Annotated in this window: 32 protein-coding genes and 1 pseudogene; 14 read left to right on the top strand and 19 right to left on the bottom strand. The window is 62.8% G+C overall.

Annotated elements, in window-relative coordinates; translation table 11 throughout:
• The first annotated feature begins 144 nt into the window (after positions 1-144).
• The 4 genes from bluB (at position 145) to NKI95_RS14895 (ending at position 2,661) form a co-directional block, all read left to right on the top strand.
• Positions 145-780, top strand: a complete 636-nt coding sequence (gene bluB / locus NKI95_RS14910) for a 5,6-dimethylbenzimidazole synthase (RefSeq protein WP_352717591.1) — start codon at positions 145-147, stop codon at positions 778-780.
• 155 nt (positions 781-935) lie between these two features.
• A complete protein-coding gene (locus tag NKI95_RS14905; protein WP_352717590.1) occupies positions 936-1,232 on the top strand; it encodes a DUF1905 domain-containing protein in 297 nt (98 codons plus the stop codon).
• Between the two features lie 244 nt (positions 1,233-1,476).
• A complete protein-coding gene (gene ndk / locus NKI95_RS14900; protein WP_023677669.1) occupies positions 1,477-1,899 on the top strand; it encodes a nucleoside-diphosphate kinase in 423 nt (140 codons plus the stop codon).
• A gap of 153 nt (positions 1,900-2,052) precedes the next feature.
• Positions 2,053-2,661, top strand: coding sequence for a class I SAM-dependent methyltransferase (locus NKI95_RS14895; protein ID WP_352717589.1), 609 nt, complete (start codon positions 2,053-2,055; stop codon positions 2,659-2,661).
• 74 nt (positions 2,662-2,735) lie between these two features.
• Here NKI95_RS14895 and NKI95_RS14890 read toward each other — a convergent pair whose 3' ends face one another.
• Positions 2,736-3,005 carry a hypothetical protein gene (locus tag NKI95_RS14890; RefSeq protein WP_352717588.1) on the bottom strand — a complete coding sequence of 90 codons (270 nt, stop codon included), beginning with the start codon at positions 3,003-3,005 and terminating at the stop codon, positions 2,736-2,738.
• Positions 3,006-3,170: 165 nt separating this feature from the next.
• Positions 3,171-3,938 (bottom strand): annotated as a pseudogene (locus NKI95_RS14885) (SDR family NAD(P)-dependent oxidoreductase).
• 159 nt (positions 3,939-4,097) lie between these two features.
• Here NKI95_RS14885 and NKI95_RS14880 point away from each other — a divergent pair.
• Positions 4,098-4,988 (top strand): LysR family transcriptional regulator, encoded by an 891-nt coding sequence (locus tag NKI95_RS14880; RefSeq protein ID WP_352717587.1) that lies wholly within the window; start codon positions 4,098-4,100, stop codon positions 4,986-4,988.
• A 195-nt stretch (positions 4,989-5,183) separates the two neighbouring features.
• On the opposite strand, the gene NKI95_RS14875 is transcribed toward NKI95_RS14880, so the two are convergent.
• On the bottom strand, positions 5,184-5,639 hold the full coding sequence (locus tag NKI95_RS14875) for a MarR family winged helix-turn-helix transcriptional regulator (RefSeq protein WP_352717585.1): 456 nt from the start codon (positions 5,637-5,639) through the stop codon (positions 5,184-5,186).
• A gap of 65 nt (positions 5,640-5,704) precedes the next feature.
• On the opposite strand from NKI95_RS14875, the gene NKI95_RS14870 reads away from it, so the two are divergent.
• Positions 5,705-6,175 (top strand): cupin domain-containing protein, encoded by a 471-nt coding sequence (locus NKI95_RS14870; RefSeq protein WP_352717584.1) that lies wholly within the window; start codon positions 5,705-5,707, stop codon positions 6,173-6,175.
• Positions 6,176-6,459: 284 nt separating this feature from the next.
• Here NKI95_RS14870 and NKI95_RS14865 read toward each other — a convergent pair whose 3' ends face one another.
• Positions 6,460-7,227, bottom strand: a complete 768-nt coding sequence (locus NKI95_RS14865) for a YbaY family lipoprotein (protein ID WP_352717582.1) — start codon at positions 7,225-7,227, stop codon at positions 6,460-6,462.
• Positions 7,228-7,521: 294 nt separating this feature from the next.
• On the opposite strand from NKI95_RS14865, the gene NKI95_RS14860 reads away from it, so the two are divergent.
• The 4 genes from NKI95_RS14860 to NKI95_RS14845 are packed head-to-tail and all read left to right on the top strand — an operon-like array spanning position 7,522 to position 10,086.
• Positions 7,522-7,845 carry a BufA1 family periplasmic bufferin-type metallophore gene (locus NKI95_RS14860; RefSeq protein WP_352717581.1) on the top strand — a complete coding sequence of 108 codons (324 nt, stop codon included), beginning with the start codon at positions 7,522-7,524 and terminating at the stop codon, positions 7,843-7,845.
• 27 nt (positions 7,846-7,872) lie between these two features.
• The gene (gene bufB, locus NKI95_RS14855; protein WP_352717580.1) at positions 7,873-8,799 is read left to right on the top strand and encodes an MNIO family bufferin maturase; all 927 of its coding nucleotides are present in this window, start codon (positions 7,873-7,875) and stop codon (positions 8,797-8,799) included.
• The gene (locus tag NKI95_RS14850) at positions 8,786-9,586 is read left to right on the top strand and encodes an HvfC/BufC N-terminal domain-containing protein (RefSeq protein ID WP_352717579.1); all 801 of its coding nucleotides are present in this window, start codon (positions 8,786-8,788) and stop codon (positions 9,584-9,586) included. Before bufB ends, NKI95_RS14850 begins: the two co-directional genes overlap by 14 nt.
• 5 nt (positions 9,587-9,591) lie before the next feature.
• Complete coding sequence (locus NKI95_RS14845) at positions 9,592-10,086, top strand: DoxX family protein (RefSeq protein WP_352717577.1); 495 nt, start codon at positions 9,592-9,594, stop codon at positions 10,084-10,086.
• A 19-nt stretch (positions 10,087-10,105) separates the two neighbouring features.
• Here the strand turns inward: NKI95_RS14845 and NKI95_RS14840 are convergent, their stop codons facing one another.
• The 5 genes from NKI95_RS14840 to NKI95_RS14820 form a co-directional block, all read right to left on the bottom strand.
• On the bottom strand, positions 10,106-10,576 hold the full coding sequence (locus tag NKI95_RS14840) for a molybdenum cofactor biosynthesis protein MoaE (RefSeq protein WP_352717576.1): 471 nt from the start codon (positions 10,574-10,576) through the stop codon (positions 10,106-10,108).
• Between the two features lie 3 nt (positions 10,577-10,579).
• Complete coding sequence (gene moaD, locus NKI95_RS14835) at positions 10,580-10,837, bottom strand: molybdopterin converting factor subunit 1 (RefSeq protein ID WP_023677674.1); 258 nt, start codon at positions 10,835-10,837, stop codon at positions 10,580-10,582.
• 1 nt (position 10,838) lies between these two features.
• Positions 10,839-11,435, bottom strand: a complete 597-nt coding sequence (pgsA, locus tag NKI95_RS14830) for a CDP-diacylglycerol--glycerol-3-phosphate 3-phosphatidyltransferase (RefSeq protein WP_023719790.1) — start codon at positions 11,433-11,435, stop codon at positions 10,839-10,841.
• 101 nt (positions 11,436-11,536) lie between these two features.
• Entirely contained in the window at positions 11,537-13,615 is a 2,079-nt protein-coding gene (gene uvrC / locus NKI95_RS14825) for an excinuclease ABC subunit UvrC (protein WP_352717575.1), read from the bottom strand.
• Positions 13,612-14,388, bottom strand: coding sequence for an SDR family oxidoreductase (locus NKI95_RS14820; RefSeq protein WP_352717574.1), 777 nt, complete (start codon positions 14,386-14,388; stop codon positions 13,612-13,614). Before NKI95_RS14820 ends, uvrC begins: the two co-directional genes overlap by 4 nt.
• 420 nt (positions 14,389-14,808) lie before the next feature.
• Here NKI95_RS14820 and NKI95_RS14815 point away from each other — a divergent pair, with 420 nt between their 5' ends.
• A complete protein-coding gene (locus tag NKI95_RS14815; RefSeq protein WP_292662341.1) occupies positions 14,809-15,459 on the top strand; it encodes an outer membrane protein in 651 nt (216 codons plus the stop codon).
• A 78-nt stretch (positions 15,460-15,537) separates the two neighbouring features.
• Here the strand turns inward: NKI95_RS14815 and NKI95_RS14810 are convergent, their stop codons facing one another.
• The gene (locus NKI95_RS14810; RefSeq protein ID WP_352717572.1) at positions 15,538-16,134 is read right to left on the bottom strand and encodes a glutathione S-transferase family protein; all 597 of its coding nucleotides are present in this window, start codon (positions 16,132-16,134) and stop codon (positions 15,538-15,540) included.
• A gap of 497 nt (positions 16,135-16,631) precedes the next feature.
• Between NKI95_RS14810 and NKI95_RS14805 the strand changes: the two genes are divergently transcribed.
• Positions 16,632-17,081 (top strand): hypothetical protein, encoded by a 450-nt coding sequence (locus tag NKI95_RS14805; protein WP_352717571.1) that lies wholly within the window; start codon positions 16,632-16,634, stop codon positions 17,079-17,081.
• 457 nt (positions 17,082-17,538) lie between these two features.
• Here the strand turns inward: NKI95_RS14805 and NKI95_RS14800 are convergent, their stop codons facing one another.
• Together NKI95_RS14800 and NKI95_RS14795 are read right to left on the bottom strand one after the other, a co-directional pair.
• Positions 17,539-17,718: a DinB family protein gene (locus NKI95_RS14800; RefSeq protein WP_352717570.1), complete on the bottom strand. Its 180-nt coding sequence runs from the start codon at positions 17,716-17,718 to the stop codon at positions 17,539-17,541.
• Positions 17,718-18,068 (bottom strand): hypothetical protein, encoded by a 351-nt coding sequence (locus tag NKI95_RS14795; RefSeq protein WP_352717569.1) that lies wholly within the window; start codon positions 18,066-18,068, stop codon positions 17,718-17,720. Before NKI95_RS14795 ends, NKI95_RS14800 begins: the two co-directional genes overlap by 1 nt.
• 62 nt (positions 18,069-18,130) lie before the next feature.
• On the opposite strand from NKI95_RS14795, the gene NKI95_RS14790 reads away from it, so the two are divergent.
• The gene (locus NKI95_RS14790; protein ID WP_352717568.1) at positions 18,131-18,766 is read left to right on the top strand and encodes a TetR/AcrR family transcriptional regulator; all 636 of its coding nucleotides are present in this window, start codon (positions 18,131-18,133) and stop codon (positions 18,764-18,766) included.
• 82 nt (positions 18,767-18,848) lie between these two features.
• Here the strand turns inward: NKI95_RS14790 and NKI95_RS14785 are convergent, their stop codons facing one another.
• The 5 genes from NKI95_RS14785 to NKI95_RS14765 form a co-directional block, all read right to left on the bottom strand.
• Positions 18,849-19,601 carry a sulfite exporter TauE/SafE family protein gene (locus NKI95_RS14785; protein WP_352717567.1) on the bottom strand — a complete coding sequence of 251 codons (753 nt, stop codon included), beginning with the start codon at positions 19,599-19,601 and terminating at the stop codon, positions 18,849-18,851.
• A gap of 125 nt (positions 19,602-19,726) precedes the next feature.
• A complete protein-coding gene (locus tag NKI95_RS14780; protein WP_023677684.1) occupies positions 19,727-20,179 on the bottom strand; it encodes a hypothetical protein in 453 nt (150 codons plus the stop codon).
• A 124-nt stretch (positions 20,180-20,303) separates the two neighbouring features.
• Positions 20,304-21,152 carry a 23S rRNA (adenine(2030)-N(6))-methyltransferase RlmJ gene (locus NKI95_RS14775; RefSeq protein WP_352717565.1) on the bottom strand — a complete coding sequence of 283 codons (849 nt, stop codon included), beginning with the start codon at positions 21,150-21,152 and terminating at the stop codon, positions 20,304-20,306.
• Complete coding sequence (locus NKI95_RS14770; RefSeq protein ID WP_352717564.1) at positions 21,149-21,760, bottom strand: hypothetical protein; 612 nt, start codon at positions 21,758-21,760, stop codon at positions 21,149-21,151. The genes NKI95_RS14775 and NKI95_RS14770 overlap by 4 nt, the downstream gene beginning before the upstream one ends.
• Positions 21,761-21,764: 4 nt before the next feature.
• A complete protein-coding gene (locus NKI95_RS14765) occupies positions 21,765-22,436 on the bottom strand; it encodes a TetR/AcrR family transcriptional regulator (protein WP_352717562.1) in 672 nt (223 codons plus the stop codon).
• A 230-nt stretch (positions 22,437-22,666) separates the two neighbouring features.
• Here NKI95_RS14765 and NKI95_RS14760 point away from each other — a divergent pair, with 230 nt between their 5' ends.
• Positions 22,667-22,924, top strand: a complete 258-nt coding sequence (locus NKI95_RS14760) for a carboxymuconolactone decarboxylase family protein (protein WP_352717561.1) — start codon at positions 22,667-22,669, stop codon at positions 22,922-22,924.
• Between the two features lie 117 nt (positions 22,925-23,041).
• On the opposite strand, the gene NKI95_RS14755 is transcribed toward NKI95_RS14760, so the two are convergent.
• Complete coding sequence (locus NKI95_RS14755; RefSeq protein ID WP_352717560.1) at positions 23,042-23,944, bottom strand: aminoglycoside phosphotransferase family protein; 903 nt, start codon at positions 23,942-23,944, stop codon at positions 23,042-23,044.
• Between the two features lie 93 nt (positions 23,945-24,037).
• Positions 24,038-24,487 (bottom strand): DNA polymerase III subunit chi, encoded by a 450-nt coding sequence (locus NKI95_RS14750; protein ID WP_352467151.1) that lies wholly within the window; start codon positions 24,485-24,487, stop codon positions 24,038-24,040.
• Between the last annotated feature and the right edge of the window lie 21 nt (positions 24,488-24,508).

Raw genomic sequence — 24,508 nt, 5'->3', positions numbered from 1 at the left:
TTGCATGCATTAGAATTCCCGCCCGGCGAAACGCGACAATGCGGGTAGCAGACGTGTCGCTCGAAGCGCCTCATCACTGCCCGGATCGAAGCAAACAAGACGAAAGTCCGGCGAACCGGACAATCACAACAAAGGCAGCGCGCCATGACCGCAAACCCAGAGTTCCCGGCCGACTTTCGCGCCGGGCTCGCCAATCTCTTCCTGTGGCGACGCGACGTCAGGCGGTTCAAGCCGACGCTGCTCCCCGAAGGGGCGCTGGAGCGGCTGCTCGAGCTTGCCAGCGCCGCGCCGTCCGTCGGGCTGAGCCAACCTTGGCGCTTCGTCGTCGTCGAGAGCGAAACATGCCGCGCCGCCGTCAGGGCTTGCTTCGAGCGCTGCAACGCGGAGGCACTCCAAACCTTTTGCGGCGAACGCGCCGCGCTTTATGCGCGCCTGAAGCTTGCCGGCCTGAATGAGGCACCCTGCCAGCTTGCGGTTTTCGCCGACCGTACAACCTCGCAAGGGCATGGGCTCGGCCGCCTGACCATGCCAGCCACCATAGACTATTCCGCTGTCATGGCGGTCCACACGATGTGGCTGGCGGCGCGCGCCGAAGGAATAGGCATGGGCTGGGTCTCGATCCTCGATCCGGCCGAGATGGCGACGATCCTGGACGTGCCGCCGGAGTGGACGCTGATCGGTTACTTCTGCATCGGCTACCCGAGCGAGAACCACAGCGTGCCGGAACTGGAACGGGAAGGCTGGGAAACCCGGCGGCCGTCTATCGTGACAAGGCGGTAGTGCAATGGCGGCGCTGCCATCCTCGTTGCAGGGAAAAATGGCTTTCCCCTGCAGAGCTGTGGATATCATGGATGGTTTCGCCGATCGTCAGCATTGCCAACAATACACCATGGCAAAGCCAGTCATGACGGGCTTGACCCGAGGAAGGGCATAGAATGTTCCGCTACGACATGCAGGCCGAGATCTGGGTCTATCCGGGTAAGGGCGGCTGGCATTTCGTGACGCTGCCGCCGGAGCTTGGGGCCCGGATCAAGACGGCGATGATGGGGATGGCAAGGCCTTGGGGCTCGCTTGGCGTGGAGGCCGTCATCGGCCAGACCAGATGGCGGACATCGCTGTTTCCCGACAAAAAATCCGGCAGCCTGCTCTTGCCGATCAAGACGGCGGTGCGGGTTCGCGAAGGCCTCGGGGCTGGCGACACGGCCAACCTGACGATCGAGATGCAGTTATGACGACGTTGGGTCAGGCTGACGACGACGCGCTATAGGGCGGCCAGTCGATCGGATCCAAAGTGGGTACCGGTTTTCGGAAAATCCGATGCTCAACAAAAAGATGAGCGGCGGCACGGTTTGACTTGAAAGTCCGCCGCTGCAGCGCAGAAATGCGCGCCACACCGGCCTCCCCTTGGCAAGCCGGCGGGCGGCTTGTATAGAGCCCGCCACCCTCAATTCCACTCTCCATCACAAGGACGATCCCATGGCGCTCGAACGCACCTTTTCCATGATCAAGCCGGACGCGACCCGCCGCAATCTCACCGGCGCCATTACCAAGATACTGGAAGATGCCGGCCTGCGCGTGGTCGCTTCGCGCCGGGTGTGGATGAGCCGCCGTGAGGCGGAAGGTTTTTATGCTGTCCACAAGGAGCGTCCGTTCTTCGGCGAGCTGGTCGAGTCCATGTCGTCGGGCCCGACGGTCGTGCAGGTACTGGAAGGCGAGAACGCCATCGCCAAGAACCGCGAAGTGATGGGCGCCACCAATCCGGCAAGCGCCGCCGAAGGCACCATCCGCAAGCTGCACGCGCTGTCGATCGGCGAGAATTCCGTGCATGGTTCCGATGCGCCGGAAACCGCCGCGCAGGAGATCAAATACTGGTTCTCGGACACCGAGATCGTCGGCTGAGCCCGCATCCCGAACCCCATCAAAGAGGCCGGCGCAACGCCGGCCTTTTTTGTTAGCGGACATTTTTTGCTTCAGGCTCCTCGACGGATCATGGGTGCGTTAAGCTCGAGGGCACCGATCAAACGCGGTCCCGACAATGGAGCCGACCAGGCCATGACCAGCACCATTCCCGGCTTCTTCCAGGGCACCGAGATGCCGACCGGCGGCTGGTGGGAAGCGCTGTGGCCCGAGCCTGCCAGCGTCGTGGCGGCAGTAGGCATGAAGCCCGGCACGGACGTGGTCGATCTTTGCTGCGGCGACGGCTGGTTCACGCTGCCAATCGCCAGGGTCGCCCGTCATGTAATTGCCATCGACATCGATGCCGATCTGCTCGAAGTCGCCAGGCGGCGGCTGGCCGAAGGCGGCGCGAGCAATTGCGAGTTTGTGGCGGGCGACGCCTATGAGCTTGCCAGGCTGGTGCCTCAAACCGTCGACTTCGTCTTTATGGCCAACGCTTTCCACGGCGTTCCGGATCGGCCGCGCCTTGCCCGCGCCGTGCGCGCAACGCTTGGCCCTGCTGGTCGTTTTGCCATCGTCAACTGGCACCAGAAGCAGCGCGAGCAGACCACGGTTCTCGGCGAGCCGCGCGGACCGAAGACCGAGCTGAGGCTGTCACCCGAACAGACCATCGAGGCCGTCGAGGCGGGCGGGTTCAAGCTAGCCGAACTGGTCGACGTACCACCCTATCACTACGGCGCGGTATTCAAACAAGCGACGAATTGAGAATATCGCGTGAGATGCGGCATCGTCGCCCGATTCATGTCGCCCGCCGCCCCCTAGCGGCGGGTTCTGCCAGTCTATTTCGCCTGGCGTTCCTTCACGTTCGCGTTGGCGTTCGCCGCTGGCGTGTCGGTGGACGGGGTCTTGGTCTCCTCACCTGCAAACGGGCTGCCCTGCCCCGGCGCGAGATCGCCGCTGTGGCCAGCCTTGTTCGTCTGGAAGGGTTGGCTGTCCGCTTTGAGACCGTGCTCAAGAGCGTTGACCAGATGGTCGTCCGCCTTGGCAAGACCAGTAAAGGCAAGGAGCGATGCACCGGTGGCGGCAAGGATAAGCGTGTGCGTTTTCATGTCTGGACTCCTTTGAGTTAAGGCCAGAACGAGCCGCAGCCATTCTGGCGGCTTCAACGAAGGGACAAACATCCCTTTTGCCTTACCCGCCATCGTATGAGGACGTAACGCGCGCGCTGCCCGGTTTATTCCGGCTGAAACACAACGTGATCGGCATGCGGCCGATCAGGCGACCGAATAGCCGCCGTCTGCGAGCAGGCCGTGGCCGGAGACAAACGAGGCGTCATCGGAAGCAAGGAAGGCCACGACCATCGCTATCTCTTCCGGCGAGCCGGCCCGGCCGGGAACGGTCGACGCCGCGAAGGCGTGCTTTGCCTCGGTGCTCGGCCAGATACGGTCCTGGAACGGGGTGTCTATGATGCCGGGGCAGATCGAGTTGACGCGCACCCCTTGCTTGAACAGCTCGATCGATGCGGTCTTGGTAAGGCCGAGCACCGCGTGCTTGCTGGCGACGTAGAGCCCGGCATTGCCAAAGCCGATGACGCCGCCCATCGAAGCATTGTTGATGATCGTGCCGCCGCCCTGAGCCAACATCGCCTTGGCCTCGTGCTTCATCGACCAAAAGACGCCGCGGACATTGGCATTGAAGATCGTGTCGTAGACCTCGTTCGACTAGTCGACGAAAGGGGTGAACCCGCCTTCGGTACCGGCATTGTTGAAGGCGATGTCGATCCGCCCGTAGGTCGAGATCGCTTTTGCCACGAGGTCGATCACGCTCTGCTCGACATTGACGTCGGCGACGACGGCTGTTGCCTCCAAGCCTGCTTCCCCGATTTCGGCGACCAGCGTGTCGATCTCGGACTGGCGGCGAGCACTGGCGATGACCTTCGCGCCGCGACGCGCGAGTTCGAAGGCTGTTGTGCGGCCGATACCCGAACTGGCGCCGGTCACCAGAGCGACCTTGCCGTCGAGCGTCTTCAGGATCTTTGTCATAAGGTTCTCCATCGGTTGAAATCTGCCCGGGCAGAGCGCCATTCGATGGAGCTGTTGTTCCGGTGGCGCTGTATCTAGAGGGCTCGGAAAGATATGATTAGACGCATAATTCTTCTCATTGTAGTGAATAGGTCATATGAATTGACCCCGGTATGCCAAATGCACGGAACCGAACTCGCCGAATTGTCGACCTTCCTCGCGGTCGCGCGTCACAGGAGCTTCAAGCTGGCCGCCGTCCAGCGCAGCGTCGCTGCCTCGGCAATCAGCCACGCAATCCGCAGCCTGGAGGCACGTGTCGGCGTGCGGCTGTTCCATCGCACGACCCGCAGCGTGTCGCTGACGGAGGCGGGCGAGCGGTTCCTGACGGAACTGCACCCTGCGTTCGACCAAATCGAAAAGGCGCTGGAGGGCCTCAACGCATTTCGCGGCACTCCGTTCGGAACGGTGCGCATCAATGTTCCCAGTTCCATCGCACCTTTTCTGCTGCACGACGTGATGGGACCATTGCTGAAACGGAATCCAGGACTTCGCCTCGATATCGTTGCCACCGACAGGCTGATCGATATCGTCGAGGAAGGCTTCGATGCCGGCGTCCGCTTCGGCGAACGCCTCACACAAGACATGATCGCGGTTCGCATCAAGCCACGGTTGCGTTTCGCCGTCGTGGGCTCACCCGAATATTTCAAGGAACGCAGAATCCCGCTGGTGCCGGGCGACCTGCGGGAGCACCTGTGCGTTCGCTACCGCTATCCGAGCGGCGCGATCTACAACTGGCAGTTCGAGCGCGGCGGTAAGGCAGTCGATGTCGAGGTCGATGGTCCGATTACGCTCGACAACCAGGAACTCATGGTCGAAGCTGCGCTGCAGGGATGCGGCCTTGCGTACGTCTGGGACAGTCGCGTTGCGGCGCATCTCGCCAGCGGCGCACTTGTCCGTTGCCTGGACGATTGGTGCGCCGATGATGACGGTCTGTTCCTCTATTATCCAAGCCGACGATACCTCTCGGCCGGACTTCGTGCGGTGATCGACATGCTCAAGGCTGGGAGCTAGTCTAGCTCGAGGCGTTGAAGCGCAGCGGCCGTCTCTGTCGGCGAAGACACGCTTGCCGGCGACGACGTGGTAGGACGCCGCCCTGCCAACGCCTCGAACAGCGCCTCTTCCTCGGCCACAACGTCCGGCGCACAAGCCTTGAAGATCGAGCCAATGTCGCTGATGAGCGGAGCGTCGAAGCTGCCGATCTCCTTCTCAGCGAATGAGCGGCGTGTCCCAGAGGTCGCCGAGCAGCATCTTCAGCTCATGAAAGCGTTTTGAGCCAAGTTCCTCAGCCCATTCCCGCTCGATATCCAGCAATATGTCGGCCATCTTCTGATAGGCGGCGCGCCCGCGGTCGGTGAAATTGACGATCGTCCCGCCGCTTTCGTCAGGTGCTGTGGAGCGCCTGATGTAGCCCATCGCTTCCAGCGTCTTCAGCAGCTGGTTCATGGCCTGTTTGCTCATGGCAGCGCGCTCGGCAAGCGCGCTTGGCCTCAGGCCGTCAGGGCCGGGATATTGGATCACGGCCATATGCGGCGGGCTAAGATCCTCGAAACCCGATGCCCTGAGTTCCCTGATCAGCTTGCGGTGGATGGCCATGGCAGGCACGCGCAGCAGCGCGCCGATCAGCGGCGGCTTCCTTGGCGGATCTTCGATGGGCGACGGCATTGACACCTTGGTAAATTGAGTTTACTCATCATCGGTAAATTCGATTTACCACATGGGAGGATGGAATGCTAGAAAAAGCCAGCCAGGTCCGCGTCAATCCTGCTGACGAGACGATCAGCCATGGCGGTCTTGCCGTGCGTTTCCTGCTCACCGGCGATCAATCGGCCGGCAGCATCGCGGCCTTCGAACTGACTGTCCCCGGCTCGCAGCACCTGCTCGCGCCGGCACACAGCCACGACCACTACGAAGAGACGATGTACGGGATCGATGGCGTGCTGACGCTGACCGTCGACGGACACCGGCACGATGTGGGGCCTGGACAGGCACTGTGCATTCCACGCGGAGCAATCCATCGCTTCGACAACAACGGCACAGAGACGGCCAAGGTACTCTGCATGGTGACGCCGGCGGCGATCGGGCCGGAATATTTCCGCGAGGCCTTCGCCATCTTCGGCGTCGGCGGCCCGCCCGACCGCGCCAGGTTCATGGCTTTGATGCGCCGCTTCGGCCTGACGCCTGCGCCGCCGCAGGTGTGATCGTTTCGGAACGGGCCAAGGTCTGTTGAGATTCAGGTCAGGCGAGCCGGAATCGAAGACGAGCGCGAAGCGATCAAATGGTGGATTCCGAGAACCGAAGCGGAGCGTGCTTAAGGTAGGTGAGCCCGTGCATGACCCCGAAATCGAGGTCGACTTCGGAAAGTATCATGCGCAAAATCAAAATGTTACAGCGTCCTTTGCGCGCCCATTAGGGCGTGCGGCGCTGTAGGGAAGCGCAGAGAGCCGCCATGTGCAGGCCGGCCTCACCTGAATATCGACAAGTCTCAGCTCGCAGCATTGAACCGCAGGATGACGCGATCATCCTTGTCGGCGATGATGAGCTTGCCGGCGTCGATATGGTACGACGCTGCCTCGGCCAGCGCCTCGAACAGCGCCTTTTCCTCGGCCATGGTCTCGGACGCGCAGGCCTTGAAGGTCGAACCGATGTCACTGATGGTAATCGTCGAACCATCGACTTTGGCGGTGGCGAAGTAGACGTTGCAAGGGCCGCTGCCGCCGGCCTTGCCGGCTTCGCTGATCCGGAACGTCGCCCGCGGCTCGGCAATCACGCCGATGCCGTCGATATATTCGATCAGCCAGCTTTGGCCGAACACGGAGGCTGCCGCCGGCTCGTCGCCCGGCGCCGCCATTTTCAGCATGATGGTCAGGGGTGCATCGCTCAGCGGGTCGACCTGATGACGCTCGTCGGAGATGAACAGCAGCCTGTCGTCGGCGGTGATGCGTGCCTGCAGCACGTAGGTCATGTTCGGCCTGATCGCCTGCGGATCGAAGCTGATCTCGAACTTGATCGGCACCTGGCCGGTGGGCACGATCTTGCGTTCGCCGATGATTGCGGCCGGCGCGTCGGCCAGCGATACGTCGGCAAGCTGCACGGAAAGCACGGCGTTGGGCGGCAGCGTGATGCGCTCGCGATACATCACCTCGCCCTTGAGGGTCTTTTCGGCGGCCACGGAGTGATCCGGAACGGCCAGTATGCCGACGGCCAGCGGCACCAGCCCGAAGATGAAGAACTCGGCGATCCTGTCCAGCATGATCCTGCTCCCCTTCCGGCCAAAGGTCTCGCAGGATTGCGGTCAATGAATGGCTGGCGGGGTATGGGATGGCTGTCGCAGGGATTTATTTGGCCGGCGGCTGCTTCCAGCGCCCCGCCGCCTTGTCGTCGGCCTCCTTGGCCGCTCCGCAAACTCTGTTCAGGCCACCCGCGGCCAAGCCTCAGGCGATCACGAATTCGTGTTCCAAACAGACGTAACACGGCGGGCGTCCGGACCGAACTGACCAATGCGCGCTGAGGAGAGTGCGCTTAAAACCCAACCGGAGGTGAAATCATGTCAACGAGATCAACCGTGAGCGCGGCCTTACTGGCCAGCGCCGTTGCCACGGCTCTTGCTTCTTTTGCGACGGCCGCGCCGCTGACCGAGGCACAGGTCAAGGCAGCGATGGACGCCGGCAAGGAGAAGTGCTTTGGCGTCGCCTTGAAGGGACAGAACGACTGCAAGGCAGGCCCGGGAACCACCTGCCAAGGTACCTCGACCGTCAACTACCAAGGCAACGCCTGGAAGTTCGTCGACGGCGGCACCTGCACGACGATGGACCTACCCGGCGGCCGCAAGGGCTCACCCACCGAGCTGACCCGGGACGTCCCATCGTAGGCGATGCACCCTGCCCGGAAAGTGGCGATGACAAAGAACGGACCGACCCGTCCAGCATCCCGCATGTCGAAGACCTCGCGCTTTCCGGCGCACCCGGTCGCCGGCCTTGCCGGCACCAGTTTCAAGCATGAGCATCTATCCGCAATCCTCGGCGACGGTCCCCAAAGCGGCTTCTTCGAGGTTCATGCGGAAAACTACATGGGCGCCGGCGGCCCGCCGCACGACGCGCTCGCCCGCATCCGCCGCAATTGTCCCGTCTCGCTGCATGGCGTCTGCATGTCGATCGGCGGCCCGCAGCCGCTCGACAAGGCGCATCTCGGTCGTTTCAAGGCGCTGGTCGATCGCTACGAGCCGGCGCTCGTTTCAGAGCACCTCGCCTGGTCGACCCACGACACCACCTATTACAACGACCTGCTTCCCCTGCCCTACACGCCGGCAACGGTTTCGCGCGTGGCGGATCACATCGACGAGGTGCAGGGCACGATCGGCCGCCCGATCCTGCTCGAGAATCCTTCGACCTATGTGCTTTTTCCGGAATCGACGATGAGCGAGACGGATTTCATCCGCGAGCTGGTTCGGCGTAGCGGCTGCGGCCTGCTGCTCGACGTCAACAACGTCTTCGTCTCGGCCACCAATCACGGCTATTCGGCACGTTCTTATCTCGCGGACTTCCCGCTCGAACATGTCGGCGAAATCCATCTGGCCGGGCACGCCGAGCAGGAGGACGACGAGGGCGACCTGCTGCTCATCGACAGCCATGACGGTCCGGTTGCAGACGCGGTCTGGAAGCTTTTCGATACCGTCATCGGCCGATGCGGGCCACTGCCGACGCTGATCGAATGGGACAGCGACATTCCCGAGTGGCCGGTGCTAAAGGCGGAGGCCGCCGCCGCGCAAGCCATCCTCGACCGTCATGCCGAGAGCTATTTCGGAAAAGCCCATGCCGCAGGATGAGCTCCAGTCGGGCGATTTCGGCCGCCGGTTTGACTATGCCGCGGCATTCACCGCCGGTTTGCTCGATCCTGACCGTGCCCCGCCTGACTCTGTCTCGGGGCCGAACGGGAAGGCTGCGGTCAAGCGATATGCCGTCTACCGCAACAACGTCACGGTCAGCCTGATCGATGCGCTGGCCGCCAGCTTTCCAGCGACGCTGCGCATCACCGGCCCGGATTTCTTTCGCGCGATGGCGCGCTTTCACATCCGCGAAACCCCACCCACCTCGCCGCTTCTATTCGAATATGGCCGCGACTTTCCCGATTTCATCGAGCGCTACGAATACGCGCAGTCGATGCCGTGGCTGGCCGACGTGGCGCGCATCGAGCGGGCCTGGCTCGACGCCTATCATGCCGCCGACGCGGAGGCGCTGTCGGCTGAGGCACTGGCGTCGATCCCTTCCGAGAGGCTTGCCGATACCGTGCTGCGGCCGCATCCGGCGACGCGGGTCGCGCGCTCCCGGTTCCCGGCAGTCACGGTCTTCGCGGCAAACCGGAACGACGCTCCTGTTGGGCCGATCCGGGCAACGGGCGCTGAAGATGCGCTGGTCACGCGGCCCGGCCTCGAGGTCTTCGTTCGCCACCTGCCGCCCGGCGGCGCAGTGTTTATCTCGCATCTGATCGCGGGCGAGGCGCTCGGCGCGGCGGCCGCGGCAGCATTTGCGGAGGGTGCTGAATTCGAGCTTTCCGCGAACATTGCCGGCGTGCTGCAAGCGGGAGCCTTCACGACGGCACATCAGAAAAGGTGAGCACGATGAGCGATGGGCAGAACGCGAGCACCGAACCGCGAAGGGTCGCCGCCCTCGTCGAAAGGCTGAATGCCGCCCTGCGTACGATCGCGACGCCATCGCTGACGCAGCTTGTCCTGCGCTGCGCCCTCGCCGTCCCGTTCTGGCGGTCCGGCGTCAACAAATGGGACGGTTTTCTAAAGTTGAACGATGTCGCCGTGCTGCTTTTCAGCTCGGAACTCAAATTGCATCTGCCGGGGGGCCCTTACGATTTTCCTGCACCTGGGCTGGTGGCGTTCGCCTCAGGGACAGCGGAGATCGTGTTGCCAGTTCTCCTTGTTTTCGGCCTGGTGACGCGACTGGCGGCATTCGGGCTGCTGCTGATGACGCTGGTCATCGAGCTCACCGTGCCGGACGGCTGGCCGCTGCACATTACCTGGGCGGCGATGGCGCTTGGCATCATGGCCTGGGGACCCGGCCGGATTTCGCTCGATCATTTGATCGGCACCGACAAAGGCTGAGGGCTCGCGGAAAGCCTGGTCAGTCTCGTTTCCAGCGGCTCGCCGCCTTGTCGTCGGCCTCCTTGGCATCGACCCAGCCGCCCTCGGAACCGTCGCTATGGTGTTCCTTTTTCCAGAACGGCGCCCGTGATTTCAAATAATCCATCAGGAAATTCGCGGCCTCGAACGCCGCCTGCCGGTGGGCGGAAGCGGCCACCACCAGCACGATGTTTTCGCCGGGCGCGATCTTGCCGTGGCGATGGATGACGGTGAGCCCCTGCAGCGGCCAGCGCTCGATTGCTTCCCCGGCGATGCGGGATATCTCGGCTTCCGCCATGCCGGGATAATGTTCGAGCTCGAGTGCGGAGAGCCTGCCTTGCTCGTCGCGGCAAAGGCCGGAGAAAGTCACCACAGCGCCGATGTCGTTGCGACCCCTGGTCAGCCTGGCGATCTCGGCGGCGACGTCGAAATCCTCCGCTTGGATGCGCACGACAGGCAGCACCGCCGACATGGTTCAGCCACCGGTCATCGGCGGGAACAGCGCTATCTCGCGCGCGCCGGCGATCTTCTCGCGGTGCTCGACATGTTCCTGGTTGATGGCGACGCGGATCACGTCAGGATATTGCAGCGCGTTCTCGTATTCCTCGCCGCGTGATTTCAGCCAGCGCAACAGGTCGGCGACCGTTTCGATGCCGGCCGGCAGTTCGACCTCTTCCTCCGGTCTGCCGATCCGCTCGCGCACCCAGGCGAAATAGATGAGCTTCGTCGACATTTTATTCATCCATGATGTGCTTGAGGCCGGCGCGGAAATAGTCGTAGCCGGTGTAGAGCGTGACCAGGGCGGCGATCCACAGCAGCACCAGCCCGGTCTGGGTGGTCAGCGGGAAGATCTTGTCGCCGGCAGGTCCCGCCAGCAGGAAAGCGATGGCGATCATCTGGATGGTGGTCTTCCATTTGGCGAGCTGCGTCACCGGCACCGAGACCTTCAGGGCCGCCAGATATTCGCGCAGGCCCGAAACCAGAATCTCGCGGCACAGGATGATGATCGCCGCCCATAGCGACCAGCCGGCGATGCCGGCATGGCGGTCGGTGTCGGCGGCAAGCAGCAGCAGGCAAGTGGCGACCAGCAGCTTGTCGGCGATCGGGTCGAGCATCTTGCCGATATTGGAGGTCTGCTGCCAGGCGCGCGCCAGATAGCCGTCGAAGTAATCGGTGATCGAGGCGAGCAGGAAAATGATGAGCGCCGACCAGCGAGCGAAGTCGCTCGATTTCAAATGCCCCTCCAGGAAAAAGCACAGCACGACCAGCGGCACCGCCAGGATGCGGGCGTAAGTGAGCATGTTGGGCAGGTTGAACGCGCGCTGGGACATGTTTTGGGAACTCTTTCTGCCTGCTTAGTCAAATCAGAAGCGAATGTGGGGGGTCAACAGGCCAGAATCGATTAGCCGGCCGAAATATCGGCAATAGGGGCTTAGCTCTCGTGAAAATGATTGTAGACCAATTTCGCCACCTGCTCGGAAATGCCGTCGACCTTGACCAGGTCCTCGACGGCGGCGCGGCTGACCGCCTTGGCCGTACCGAAATGCATCAGCAGCGCGCGCTTGCGGCCGGGGCCGATGCCGCTGATCTCGTCGAGCGGGCTCTTGACCATCTCTTTTTTTCGGCGGGCGCGGTGCGAACCAATGGCGAAGCGATGGACCTCGTCGCGCAGCCGCTGGACGAAATAGAGCACCGGATCGCGTACGGGCAGCGAGAATGAGTCCCTACCCTTGACGAAGAAGCGTTCGCGGCCGGCGTCACGGTCCTGACCCTTGGCGATGCCGATGGCCACGACGCGGTCCTCGATGCCGAGATCGGCGAGGATCTTGCGCACCGCCGTCATCTGCCCTTGGCCGCCGTCGATGAGGATGACGTCGGGCCAGGCCGGGAAGCCGCCGGCGTCCTCGATATCGTCGCCCGGTCCGGTAGGGCTCGCCTCGTCCGCGCCCTCAGTTTGCGGGGCATCGCCATGTTCCTTCAACAGCCGCGAAAAGCGCCTCTGCATCACCTCGCGCATCATGCCGAAATCGTCGCCCGGCGTGATCTCGGTCGAGCGGATGTTGAACTTTCGATACTGGTTCTTCACAAAACCTTCCGGCCCGGCGACGACCATGGCGCCTACGGCGTTGGTGCCCATGATGTGCGAGTTGTCATAGACCTCGACGCGCACCGGCGGCTTTTCCAGGCCGAAGGTCTCGGCAAAGCCATTGAGCAGCCGCGCCTGGGTCGAGGTCTCGGCGAGTCGCCGGCCGAGCGCTTCGCGCGCGTTCTGCAGCGCGTTGTCGGTCAGGTCCTTCTTCTCGCCGCGCTGCGGCACCGAGATCGACACCTTGCGGCCGGCGCGGGTGGAGAGGGCCTCCGCCAGCAATTCCTGGTCCTCGACGCCATACGACAACAGGATGGTGCGTGGCGTCGGCTTGTCGTCGTAGAACTGCGCCAGGAACGAACCCAGCACCTCGCCAGCTTCGAGCGCCGGATCGGCCTTTGGAAAATAGGCGCGGTTGCCCCAGTTCTGGCCGGTGCGGAAGAAGAACACCTGGATGCAGACCTGGCCGCCCTCCTGATGGATGGCGAAGACATCGGCCTCGTCGACGGTCTGCGGATTGATGCCTTGATGGCTCTGCACATGCGACAGCGCCGCCAGCCGGTCGCGATAGATGGCGGCCCGTTCGAAATCGAGGTTCTCCGAAGCCTGCTGCATGGCGGCGGAGATCTCCGTCTTCACCTTCTGGCTGCGGCCGGAGAGAAAATCCTTCGCCTCGGCGACGAGCCTTGCATAGTCGACATGCGAGATTTCGCCGGTGCACGGGCCGGCACAGCGCTTAATCTGGAACAGAAGGCAAGGCCGGGTGCGGTTCTCGTAGAAGGAGTTGGTGCAGCTCCTGAGCAGGAAGGCGCGCTGCAGCGAGTTGATGGTGCGGCCGACGGCGCCGGCTGAAGCAAAGGGGCCGAAATAGTCGCCCTTGCGCGAGCGCGCGCCGCGATGCTTGTAGATGCCGGGCGAGACATGGTCGCCGGTCAACAGGATATAGGGAAACGACTTGTCGTCGCGCATCAGCACGTTGAAGCGTGGCCGCAAGCGCTTGATGAGGTTGGCTTCAAGCAGCAGCGCTTCGATCTCGGTGCGGGTGACGACGAACTCCATCGTCGACGTCTCGCGCACCATGCGGCCGATGCGGCTGGTGTGGAACCGGCCTTGCGCGTAGTTGGTGACCCGCTTCTTCAGGCTGCGTGCCTTGCCGACATAGAGCACGTCGCCGGCGGCATTCATCATCCGGTAGACGCCGGGCGCATTGGGCAGCCGCTTGACCAGCGTCTGAATCACCTCGGCGCCGACCATGCCGTCGGCGTCGCCGGCATGCGGGGTCCAGTCGATGGCGGTGAAGGTGACGTCCGGACCGCTGGCTGCAGGCTCGACGACCTCCTCGGCCGCCTCGTCCTCGAGGTCGATTTCGGGCGGCAGGTCGTCGGCGCCACCGCGCGTTTTGTGTTTCTGGTCCATGGGGCTCATTCCGTCATGCCTGTCACATCGGGCGTCTGCCATGCAAGATGCTGGCCGCCGTCAAGCGCGATCATCTGGCCGGTAACCGAGCGTGCCGCCCAGAGATAGCGGATAGTGGCACCGAATTCCGGCAATTCCGGGCCGCGCTTCAGGATCAGGCCGGCAATCTGGGCATCGAAATCGCTGTCGTGCTGGCGCGTGTTCTTCAAGGTCGGGCCAGGACCAATGGCGTTGACGCGGATGCGGGGACCCAGCGCCTGCGCCATCATCTCGGTCGCTGCCCACAAGGTCGACTTCGACAGCGCATAGGAGAAATAACGTGGCGTCGGCCGCCAGACGCGCTGGTCGATCATGTTGACGATCAGCCCCTCGCTGTTCTGCGGCAAGGCCCGGGCGAAAGTCTGCGCCAACAGCGCCGGCGCCTTGACATGCACGGCGAAATGGCGATCCCAGGCCGGCCAGTCGAAATCCTCAACGCTGTCGTGCTCGAACAGCGAGGCGTTGTTGACCAGCAGCGACACCGGCCCGAGTGCCGCCGCCGCGCGGCCGACAAGGTTGCCGACGGCGTCCATGTCGGTCAGGTCGGCAGCAATCACAGCGGCCCGGCCATGTCGACCAAAATGACCACTGTTGATTTCGGCCGCCAGTGCCTCCGCCTCGGCCAGCGAGCGATTGCAGTGGATGGCGACGGCAAAACCGTGCGCGGCAAGGTCCTCGACGATCGCCCTGCCGATCCGCTTCGCCCCGCCCGTCACCAGTGCCGTCGCGGCGACCTTGCTCATCTGTCAATCCTCAATCCGATGCCGATTCATACCTGCCGGGATCGTGCCGGCGAAATATGGCCCGCCAAGCGTTAAATCCCATTTCCACCTGAGGCAGGATTGTGGCAAAGTGGCCGGTGGGCGTTCTGGCTCGACCGGAATTCGGGCCAGCCCGTCCGCAATATAGGGCGCTGGAGCCCTTACACCAAGCCGTGTGCAGTGCAGCACGGCGAACCTGCTGACATTCGCTGTTGCGAAGATGCAACGTCAAGGTTCTGCCTCATTCGTGCCAGGGAATGACCCAAGTTCAGGTTCGCTTCAGCCGTATTTCGACACGACATTTGGAACCGTTGAACGCCGGATCCGTTTCACCCCCCGGACGGGTTGAGGGCGCTCATGAAAAAACAAGCCTGTGTCCTGTGGCTTAAGGAGTAAAGAACAATGCAAGCCAATCTTAAATTTGCGCGACCGCTCGCGGTGGCGTTTGGGCTGTTCGCCCTCGGCGGAACTGCCTATGCCGCGGACGTGGTTCAGGAAGAGCCGCCGGCACCTGCCCCGATTGCAGAACTTCCGGTCGCATCCTGGGCCGGTCCCTATGCCGGTGTGAGCGTCGGCTACGGCTTCGCCGGCCATGCCAAAGCCAAAGACATTGGTGTCGACGTCGACACGAAGGGTTTTGTCGGCGGCGTCTTCGGCGGCTATAACTGGCAGCAGGAGAACTTCGTCTACGGTGCTGAAGCCGATATCGGCTACAACGGCGTCAAGGGCGACGATGCCGGCATTGAGGCCAAGGGTGGCTTCGAGGGCTCGCTGCGTGCCCGCCTCGGCTATGCCGTCACCCCGGATATCCTGCTCTACGGCACCGCCGGTGGCGCGCTGAAGAACCAGAAGATTGAAGCGGCCGGCGTCAGCGACACCAACACCCAGTTTGGCTGGACAGCCGGCGTGGGTACCGACATCAAGATCACCGACAATGTGTTCGGCCGTGTCGAGTATCGTTACACGGACTTCGGCAGGAAGGACTTCGACGGTATCGGCAAGGTCAAGTCGACCGACAATCGCGTCACTTTCGGCGTCGGTATGAAGTTCTAAGTCGTCCAAGCCACGACACGAAAAAGCCGGGCCTCGCGCCCGGCTTTTTTTGTGGGCACCGGCTGAGACCGCTTGCCCTCAAGCCGGGATGCCGGGCTTCAGCTCCGGGAATTTCTCGTCGAAGCGTGCCGCCCAGCGCGTCAGCCGGCCGCGGCCCTTTTCCCATTTTCCGGCGAAGCGCAGCGAGAGATAACCGAGGCAGGCGCGCAGCGCGATCTGGCCGACGGTGATTTTCTTCGGCAGCTTCGGCGGGTTGGCGTTGAGCAGATCGAGCGCGGCCGAAATCTTCGTCCACTGGCGCTCAAGCCAAGGCTGGTAGACCATCTCTTCCGGCCGCGTGCGCCGCTCATAGACCATCGACAGCGCGCAGTCGCAGATACCGTCGGCCAATGCCTCCAGCACCTCCGCCTCAAGGCGCTTTTCGGGATTGCGCGGAAACAATGCGTTCTTCGACATCCGGTTGAGATGCTGGGTGATGGCGCGGCTGTCGTGGACCGAGCGGCCGTCATCGAGCACCAGCACCGGGATCTTGCCGAGCGGATTGGCGCCGATCAGTTCGGCCGGCCTTTCCTCGGTCTTTATCGGCACGAGATCGACCGCAATGCCGGCATGAAGTGCTGCCATGCGCACCTTGGAACTGTAGGGAGAAGTAGACGCGTAGAGCAGTCTGGGCATTGTCGATTCCTGTTTGCCGGCTACAGCTCCATACGCCCTGTTGGACGCGCAAAGGACGCGGTAGCATTGTGACTTCGCGCATGACCCGCACCGAAAATCGATTCCGACAGGGGCTCGTGCGTTGGCACTGTTGAACGATCATGCAGGGTTCATCAACGGCCAGAGGCGGAAAACCGCGCCGCCAGCGTGCAACCATTGTCTCGACGTCAATCGCGATGCGATAAGCCGCAGTGCGGCGGCAGACGCGAGCAGGTCGGACAATCCAGATCCGAGCAACTACCAACTCGGCCTTGCACCGAAGGTTGGTCTTCGGCAGCCACGAAAATCCCACCGGACTTCGCCGCATGGCGAAGTCCTGGGAGCTGCGAAAAGACGTCTTCCTCCCGCCTCTTTCTCGTCCTGCCCGACTGTCAACCGGCAAGCGAGGCGCCTGTTAGGCATCCCACCTTGGCTGTCTTGAGTACTGTCCCCGGCGCTAGCAGGGCGGCGACTACTTCTTGGCCTTCGCCTTTGCGGGCGCTGCCTTTGGCTTGGCCGCGGGCGCTGCCTTCTTCACTGCTGCAGAAGATTTCGCAGCGGCGGCCTTTGCCGGTGCTGCCTTCTTCGCCGCGGCCTTTGCAGCCGGCTTCTTGGCCGGTGCCGCCTTCTTAGCCGGTGCAGCCTTGGCCGGTGCTGCTTTTGCCTTGGCAGGTGCTGCTTTCTTCACGGCCGGTTTTGCCGCGGCCTTGGCGACAGGCTTTTTGGGTGGCGCTGCTTTTGCCTTAGGCGCAGCGGCCTTCGCTTTGGCAGCGGGTGCTGCTTTCTTCACAGCAGTTGCGGTCTTTGCCGCGGCTGCTTTTGCTGGTGCTTTCTTTGCCGGTGACTTTGCCGGTGCCTTGGATGCCGGCGCTTTGGATGACTGCTTAGCCATATCATGCCCCTTCCGTTGTGCCGACGGCCGTTATTGACCCGGCGCGCATTGCATATCTGACTCGCGGCTTGCTAGCCAGCGAGGCATTAGAATGATTTTTGCAGCTTAAGTTTCCGTTACGGCGAGCGCGCGACCATTTTACCGGCGCAAAAATCGGCTGCGAATCTTTGTGTCCCGCAGCGAAGTTCTGCGACAGAAATTCTGGTCGCTCTATCTCGACCGGTCTTCTCGTCAAGCTCAGGACCTTTTCGACCAGCTTAGCGCTTCAACGTCCGACGCTCAGCGCGAACATTGTCAAGAGCGAAGGCGGTCGCCCGCCTCGTCTTGTCCCAAACGATAAACTACAGGTAAGTAGGAAGCAACGCGACGAGCACGCCGCTGCACTATCTTGCATGACGCGATGAAAGTAAGCAGATAGCTCGCATTTCTGAAAGACAGGATATCGCTCGATAGATCCGGTCGAGCCGACCTCGTGATCTAATGCGCTCGGCCGTTCAGGCGCCGAGCGGCTCGCGCTGCATCTGCAGCCGGCGCGAAGGCTCGGCCCTGTGGAGATGGACGGCGAAGGTATCCCATGGCGGCATGACGGAAATCTGCGCCAGGATGCGCCCCGCTTCACCGCGATGATAGCCGCCGTGCAGTACGACGTGGGTCAGCATTTCCTGTCGCGACATCAATGCCTTATCCCCGTCGGTGAACACGAATGCGACGGCTCGGACAGCTGCCGCGACGAAACGGTTTCGAGACAATCGAGATACCAGCGATCGGTCGCCGCGACCGCGGCGCGAAGTTCGTCGAACGCCGGCGTGTCCTCAGTGGTGTCGGCGGAGTAGCCATGGCTTGCACCAACCAAGTGCGCCGAGAATATCCGCGACACCACATGGCTGTGATCGACGAGCCGTATCACGGCCTGCCGTTCCTTGCCGTGAACATGCCGGTCGACACTCGCCAGCTTTTCCAGCAGTTCGTCATTGGCCCAGGCCTGATAGGCAAACAGGCTGCGAAGCAGGGCGAGCGCACTCATGGTCGGTGTCCTTTTCCGGAAATGCGAGTATGTTGTTTATATTTTCAGGAGAATGAGCGGGCGTGTCTACTCGCATTGCAAAACCGCATCCGCGCATGCGCAAGCAGCCGCGCCAGGCGCGTTCCAAGGCAACCGTCGAGGCGATCATCGAGGCGGCGGCTCATGTTCTGAGCGGGCTGGGCTGGGCCGGCTTCACCACCAACAAGGTGGCCGAGACGGCAGGTGTGAGCATCGGCACGCTCTACCAGTATTTTCCCGACAAGCTTTCCCTGCTCGCAGCCGTCCGGCGCCGTCACTTCGATCATGTGCTGTCGGTCATTCGCGATTCGGCGGAAGACCAAAAGCCGCTCAGGAAATTCGCGCAGGAGCTGGTGCGCGGCATGATCGCGGCGCACAGCATTCACCCGACACTACATCAGGTGCTGCTCGACGAGGCGCCGGGCGATCGCGGCTCCAGGGCCGCCCATGCTTCGTTCCAGGCACAATACCTCAATCACTATGCGACTGCTGTCGCCACTTATCGCAAGCCAAGGAAAGGCGCCGACACGGAGACCGTGGCGCGCGTGCTGTCGTCAGCGATCGAAGGTGTGATCCATAACGCGGCACGCCGGAACATGCTCGCCGCGCCGGAGCTGCAAAAGCAACTCGTCGAACTGATCTGCGCCTACCTATCGGGCGCCGGCCGCATCGGTCGATAGCGCCCTGCAGGCGCCGGCTATAGACGACACCAAGGGGACGGCGCGACTTTCCGTCGAAGTCGGGGATTTCTGTATGTCGGATTCAAAACCGGCTTATGAGGTGCGGCAAGGACGATGCCAACAATGCTGCACCTGATGCGGCCAAGAGTGTGAGGACGATCTTTCGAAAAGTTGCCTCGCTGATGCCGATGTAGAGTCTCGCGCCAAGGAGTGTCGGTATCAACATCGCCGGCGCGACGACGGCAAACATCGGCAGCATTTCGAGCTTGATCTTTCCGGCCGCAAGATAGGCGGCCATCGTCATGGAGAGGGTCACAAGGTTGAAATTCTGGATGACAATGCGCTGCCTGTCCTTTTCCCATTGACGCAGCACGCACCACAGCGTTGGAACCGGGCCGGTGAAGCCGCCAAGTCCACCCATGATTCCGCCGACCAGACCTATTGCACCGTCTGCAACAGGACCCCCGACCGCGATGGGAGGGAGGCGACGCGCAAAGAGCATCAAGGGACACCAAACGACCAGCAGCGCGCCGAAGACCAGCTTGAACAACTGCACATCCAGCAAGGGCAGGATGGCGACACCGACCGGAATCCCTATGGTCCCGCCGATCAGGAAGGGCAGCAGAAGCTTGAGGTCGAAACCCCGGCGGACGGTGACGGCAGCGATGATCTGACCGGTGAGCGCCCCAAAGACCGCCATGGCAGCAGCAAGCTGGGGCTCCACGGTCCAAACCCAAAACGACATGGCAACCAGGCTGAAAGCGAACCCGGACAGCCCCTGGACGAAGCCAGCAACGACCGCCCCGAGAGCAACAACGTAGACAAGCGAATCCATGTAGTGCTGCTTCCCTGCAAACTCGTGACAGCAGATCGCGCTTCCCGCGAATGCTGCGCCGCGTGGAAGCGGTGACGGTCGATCAGGTGACCGGTGCTAAAAAGTCGGAATCAGCGAGTGCGCGATCAGCGCAGGACGCGGCAGCGGCCGTTATAGACCATCCAGCGGTCGAAGCCCGAGACGCAGAATTCGACATTGTCCCCGATCGAGGCAAAGCCCTGGCCTTCTTCGATCAGGTACCAGATGGTGCGGGCGCCGCCGTCGGAGAGGCTGACGGTGGCGCCGCAATAACGGCGGCCGATCGGCCAGGTGTCATCGGCCGGCAGATAGCGATGCTGATGGATACGCTGGAAGTCGACGATCTGCACGTCGGGCAGATGCGGCACGTGATGCACCTGATAGGAGAAGCGGTCGGTGATCTTGTTCAGGACCCAGGCCTCGCCGCAGACGCCGCTATCCTCGTCGGTATAGATTGCAAGGTCGGCCGCCTGGACTGCCTGGGTGACGCCAAGAGGTGCGGCCAGCGGCGTGCAAAAGGCGAGCAGTGCGGCAAGGGCGGATTGGGCGAAGCGAGTCATGGCAGCCTCTCAAGGTCGACTGCGCGCACTGTGCGGATTCGCTGACGCGCGGTCAAGCGGTTGTAGTGACGATGGTTGTAGTGACGCGGTTGCGCTGACGGAACGGCAAGGACTGCATCTCAAACTACTCTCCCGCCAGCCAGTCCAGCGTCCAATGCGACGGCTGCTCGAGTGCAAGCAGCCGGTGCAGCGCCGGCAGCAGTGTCCGTAACTCGTCTTCCAGCGTGAAGGGCGGATTGACCACCACCATGCCGCTGCCGTCGAGGCTCGGCTCGACGGAGGCCGGTCTGATCTCAAAACCGATGTCGAGCAGCTTCGGAATGCCCGTCTGCTTCAGCGCCTTTCGAAAGGCGGCGACCACCTTGCGGTCCTTGAGCGGATACCAAAGCGCGTAAATCCCTCCTGGCCAGCGCCGATGGGCTCTTTGCAGCCCGTCGACCAAGCGACCGAACTCGCCCTCTTCCTCGAAAGGCGGATCGATGAGCACGAGGCCGCGCTTTTCCTTTGGCGGCAGATGCGCGCCGAGCGCCAGCCAGCCGTCGAGCTCGATCACCCGGGTCTGGAAGTCGCCGTCGAACAGCGCCTTCAGCCTGGCGGCATCCTTTGGGTGCAGTTCGACTGCCAACAGCCGGTCCTGCTTGCGCAGCAGGTGCCGGGCGATCAGTGGCGAACCCGGGTATTTTTTCACGCCGCCGTCCGGATTGAGCGAACGGACGGCTTCAAGATAGGGCGCCAGCAGTGCTGCCGCCGGGGCGTCGAGGGCGGCATCGACCAGCCGGCCGATGCCGCCTTGCCATTCGCCGGTCTTTTGCGCTTCGGTCGAGGACAGATCGTAGCGGCCGATCCCGGCATGGGTGTCGATGACGCGAAACGCCTTGTCCTTCTGCTTCAGATATTCGATCAGCCGGCTGAGCACGACATGCTTGACGACGTCGGCGAAGTTTCCGGCATGGTAGGCGTGGCGATAGTTCAATTGGAGCCCCTGCCCCAGCGAGGCGGTGGCGGCTGCGAGTTCGGATTTTGCGGCCTGCGGCCGCCGAAACGGAATGCCAGCACCAGCCCGGCCAGGCCAGCCGCCATCAGGGAAAAACCGACCGGCCGCGCCCGGCGGTCGATCTCGCCGGCACCCGAGCGCAGGACGAGGTCGACCGCCCGCATCGGAATGCCCTCGGCGTCGCCCGGACCAACGGTGAAAATGTAGGGGCCGGCGGTAACCGTCGGAATCAGGCCGGCCTCGTCGCGAAAGATCCTGTCCGGCAGCTGTGGACTGACCTGGCGCGGATTGTCAGAGTGGTTGAACTGCAGCGTCGAGGCGAGCACCGTCCTGCCGCCGGTGGCGGCAGTCAGGGTCAACACGGTGCGCTGTTGCGACACGATGCGCTCGGCTCTTGCCGTAAGGTCGACCAGCACGCGTAGCGGCCCGTCGCGTGCGCTCAGGGCTACCGCCACTGGCTTGAACCGGCCCTGGTCGTAAACCCTCCAGGTGCCGATCTCACGGCCGGAGAAATTGGTCATCGCCCAGGGATAGACGACGCCGATGCCAGTACCGATGAGCAGGATCAGGGCGAACAGAGAGCGCATGAGGTCAAGACCCGGTGTTCGGCGCGCTGGTGCCGTCGCGGGCGCGCTCCATTTCGTCCAGGAGCATGTCAAGGCCGAGATCAAACGTCCGGTCGAATTCGGCGGTGCCGAAATAACGCCCGGCCGCAGCTACTTTTGGAAAATCCTGCGCCAGTTGCTCATCGCTGACGGTGGTCACGGCCGAAGGCCCCTTCGCATAGCCGGCAGTCTCGTCGAGGATGGCACCCATCAGATAATAGCCGGTGGTGCGGAACAGCCGCGCACCAAGTTCCGGTCCGAAGCCGCCGGCCTCGAACAGGCCGAGGATGCCGTTCAGCCACGCAAGGCAGGTCGGCGAGTTCATCCGGTAGGTGACGAAGAAGCTGGCGAAAGCCGGGTGCTCACGCGCGACGCGGCGGAAATCCTGCACGGCGATGCGCAATCTTTGTCGCCAAGGTAGGTCCGCGTCGGGCATTTCGAGGGAGCCGATCAGCCGATCCACCAAGGCTGCGAAGAGATGCGCCGCCGAAGGAAAGTGGTGATAGATGCTCATCGCCTCACAGCCGAGTGCAGTCGCCAGCTTGCGCATCGAAAAACCGGCGAGGCCCTCGCTCTCGATCACCTTCAAAGCGGCATCCTCGATCATCTCGCGAGACAGCCGGCCGCGGGGTCGCTTCTTTTTGATCGATGTGTCCATGGTGCCGCTTAACAACTTACGCTGCAAGGTTCATTTTTAACATTAACTTACATCGTAAGGCTAACAAAAACCAGAGGAGAACATCATGTCTGTCTGTCGTACTCGTTCATCAAAGCATTCTTCCGTCCGCCGTGCCTGCCTGCTCGCCGCCGCCTGCGGGCTGACCCTGGCTGCAGCCCCTTCTTTATGCCGATGAGTATGACGCAACCGTCAAGGACATCCAGTCGACCATGGGCGGGGTGCCCGGTTTCGTAAAGCAGTTCCCGAAAGCCGGTCTGCCCGGTGCATGGGCCGAGGTCAAGGCCATCCAGCTCAGCGGCAAGACGGCGCTGCCGCCGAAGGTCAAGTCGCTGATCTCGCTGGCGGTGGCGGCGCAAATCCCGTGCAACTACTGTATCTGGTCGGACACGCAGGACGCCAAGCGCGCCGGCGCCACCGACGAGGAGATCCAGGAGGCGGTCGCCGTTTCAGCGCTGACCCGCCATTGAAGCACCATCTTCAACGGCATGCAGGTCGATTTCGATACGTTCAGGAGGGAGATGGGCGGGCAGTAATGCTTTCGTTATTATAGCGGGATGCGTTCAAACTGAATTAGCCATCCCGCTCTAACTGTTTGTGTGATCCGCCAGCACCTCATTGATAACCCGCCACGATTTTTCCGCCTCGCGCTGGTTGCCGTCATGTCCCGAAGCGACGATCAGCGCCTTCCACAACGCCCAGCCCCGTGCGCGCGCCCAGCTGTGCTCGTCAAGGGCAATGGCGTCGCGGAACGCCTGACGGCTCTCGCCGTAAAATTCCGTCCAAGCGATCACCAGGTCACAGGCAGGATCGCCGATAGCCGAACTGCCGAAATCGACGACCGCACAGAGCTTGCCATCTTCGACGAGCAGATTGCCCGAGGCGACGTCGCCATGGACCCAGACCGGCGGCCCTTGCCATCGCGAGGCAAGCGCAGTCGCCCACACCGCCTCGGCGGCGGCCTTGTCGATGCGGCCGCCGAGCGCCGAAAGCGCACCTCGGGTCTCGGCGTCGTAGACCGAAAGCCGGCCACCGCGGTGGAAATTATGCTGGCCTGCCGGTGGCCCACCGACGGCATCGATCCGGTAGAGCGCGACCAGAAAGCCGGCCAGCGAACGGGCGAACTCAGTGAGATCGGCAATCAGTTCACCAGCCGCCGGTCTGCCGCCAAGCCAGCGATAGACGGACCAAGGCCATGGATAGCCTTCCCCGGGCGCGCCTTTGGCCAGCGGCACGGGTATCGGCAGAGGCAGGTGAGGCGCCAAGCGGGGCAGCGAGCGATGCTCCTTCTCGACCTGAGCGACATAGGCGGCAGCGCTCGGCAGCCGCACCGACATGCGATCACCCAGCCGGAACGTGCGGTTGTCCCAGCCGCCAGGCTCGACCGGCTCTACCGGCAGGTCCGCCCATTCGGGGAACTGCGCGGCAATCAGCCGGCGAACAAGTGCGGCATCTATCGGCATGCCTGGTGTTCGTTCATTGGGCGGCATCGGGCTTGCTCCGGTCTTCTGGATAGCCGGCGGTCCATCTTTTTGTTTTTCGCATTCTTGCGGCGCCAGTGATTTCACTTGGCTGCAAATGCTCTAAGCTTTGCGTTCCCAGCGCCGGTCGGGCGTTTGCTGCCAGTAGGTCACGGTGTGGCCGGCCTCCTTCATTGTCTTCCAGTGCGTGCGTGCCGCCTCGACCTGAGCCGCATCGTGGCCGTCGAACAGGAACACGGCGCGCTGGTAGCCGCCAAGCTCCGGCGGCACCGCCCCATCGACCAGGAAGCGTATCTGCGCCTGGTTCGGATTGTCGGGGCCGACGGTGAGAAGCACCGGCTGCTCGGCGGGATGGGCTTCGCGGTCCGTTGCGTGGGCCAGGAACGAATCGTCCCGGAAAGTCCACAGATGCTGGTCCAGCGCGTCGCGCCGTTCCTCGGTGCCGGTCTGCACCACGGCGCGCCAGCCACGATCGATACTGCGCTCCAGGAGGCCGGGCAGCGCATCCTCCAGCGTCGATTCGGTCAGGTGATAAAACAGAATCTCGGCCATGCGTTCAGTCTACATTGTCGG

Origin of the sequence: Mesorhizobium sp. M0306 (genome assembly GCF_040321655.1) — a bacterium.
Taxonomy (GTDB): Bacteria; Pseudomonadota; Alphaproteobacteria; order Rhizobiales; family Rhizobiaceae; genus Mesorhizobium.
The sequence above is the reverse complement of the archived record's forward strand: the minus strand, read 5'-3'. Positions and strand labels throughout refer to the sequence as shown.